Below are 1,863 nucleotides of genomic sequence, written 5' to 3' on the forward strand. Positions count from 1 at the left end.
GCCTTCGGTCGCCCGGGCGGTCCCTCGCGTCGTGGCCGGAAGTCGAAGCGGGCGCGTCGCCAGGAGTTCGAGGCCATGGAGGCCCCGACGATCGGTGGCATCCGCGTACGCAAGGGCAACGGCGAGACCATTCGCCTGGCTCGCGGCGCGAGCCTGACCGACTTCGCCGAGAAGATCAACGTCGAGCCGGCTCAGCTGGTGCAGATGCTGTTCGGCCTCGGTGAGATGGTCACCGCGACCGAGTCCGTCAACGACGAGACCCTCGAGCTGCTCGGTGAGGAGCTCAACTACGTCGTCCAGGTCGTCTCCCCCGAGGACGAGGACCGCGAGCTGCTGGAGTCCTTCGACATCGAGCTCGGCGACGAGGGCGACGAGTCCGACTGGACGGTCCGACCGCCGGTCGTCACCGTCATGGGTCACGTCGACCACGGTAAGACCAAGCTGCTCGACGCCATCCGTGACGCCAACGTCATCGAGGGCGAGGCCGGTGGCATCACCCAGCACATCGGTGCCTACCAGGTCTCGACCGAGGTGGACGGCGAAGAGCGCAAGATCACCTTCATCGACACCCCGGGTCACGAGGCGTTCACCGCCATGCGTGCTCGTGGTTCGCAGTCCTCGGACCTCGCGATCCTCGTGGTCGCGGCCGACGACGGCGTGATGCCGCAGACGATCGAGGCGCTCAACCACGCCAAGGCGGCCGGTGTCCCGATCGTGGTCGCGATCAACAAGATCGACAAGCCGGAGGCGGACCCGACCAAGGTCCGTGGCCAGCTGACCGAGTACGGCCTCATCCCCGAGGAGTACGGCGGCGACACCATGTTCGTCGAGATCTCGGCCAAGTCGCGGATCAACATCGATGGCCTCCTCGAGGCCGTCGTGCTGACCGCCGACGCCTCGCTCGACCTGCAGGCCAACGCCAGCCAGGACGCGCAGGGCATCGTGATCGAGGCTCACCTCGACCGCGGTCGCGGCCCGGTCGCCACCATCCTGGTCCAGCGCGGCACGCTGCGCGTGGGTGAGTCCATCGTCGCCGGCCCGGCCCACGGCCGTGTCCGCGCGATGATCGACGAGTACGGCCACGAGATCACCGAGGCGACCCCGTCGCGTCCGGCGATGGTCCTGGGTCTCTCGGCGGTGCCGGGTGCGGGCCAGAGCTTCCTGGTCGTCGAGGACGACCGGATGGCTCGCCAGATCGCCGAGAAGCGCGAGGCACGCGAGCGTGCCGCGCAGCAGGCCAAGCGCCGCGTACGCCGCACGCTGGAGGACTTCATGGCCTCCATGGAGAAGGGCGAGAGCCAGGAGCTCAACCTCATCCTCAAGGGCGACGTGTCCGGTTCGGTCGAGGCGCTCGAGGACGCGCTGGCCAAGATCGACGTCGGCGACGAGGTCGGCATCCGGGTCATCGACCGCGGTGTCGGTGCGATCACCGAGACCAACGTCGACCTGGCGGCTGCCTCCGACGCGATCATCATCGGCTTCAACGTCCGCCCGCAGGGCAAGGCGACGGAGCTGGCCGACCGCGAAGGCGTCGAGATCCGCTACTACTCGGTCATCTACCAGGCGATCGAGGAGATCGAGGCGGCCCTCAAGGGCATGCTCAAGCCGGAATACGAGGAGAGGGTCCTCGGCAAGGCGGAGATCCGTGCGATCTTCCGCTCGTCGAAGGCCGGAAACATCGCCGGTTGTATGGTCACCGAGGGCCTCATCCGCCGCAACGCCAAGGTTCGCGTCCTGCGCGACGGCGCCGTGGCGGCCGACAACCTCGACCTCGCCTCGCTGCGCCGCGAGAAGGACGACGCCGCCGAGGTCCGCGAGGGCTTCGAGTGCGGTCTGGTCCTGAAGAACTTCCAGGACATCAAG

At 68.1% G+C, this 1,863-nt stretch carries 1 protein-coding gene; it reads left to right on the forward strand.

Annotated features, from left to right (window positions below; genetic code table 11):
* Positions 1-1,863, forward strand: a 1,863-nt coding sequence (gene infB / locus ACFVJS_RS27800; RefSeq protein ID WP_378886775.1) for a translation initiation factor IF-2, incomplete at both ends; no start/stop codon positions are given.

The sequence above is a fragment of the Nocardioides sp. NPDC057772 genome, from assembly GCF_042798075.1.
Lineage (GTDB): Bacteria > Actinomycetota > Actinomycetes > Propionibacteriales > Nocardioidaceae > Nocardioides.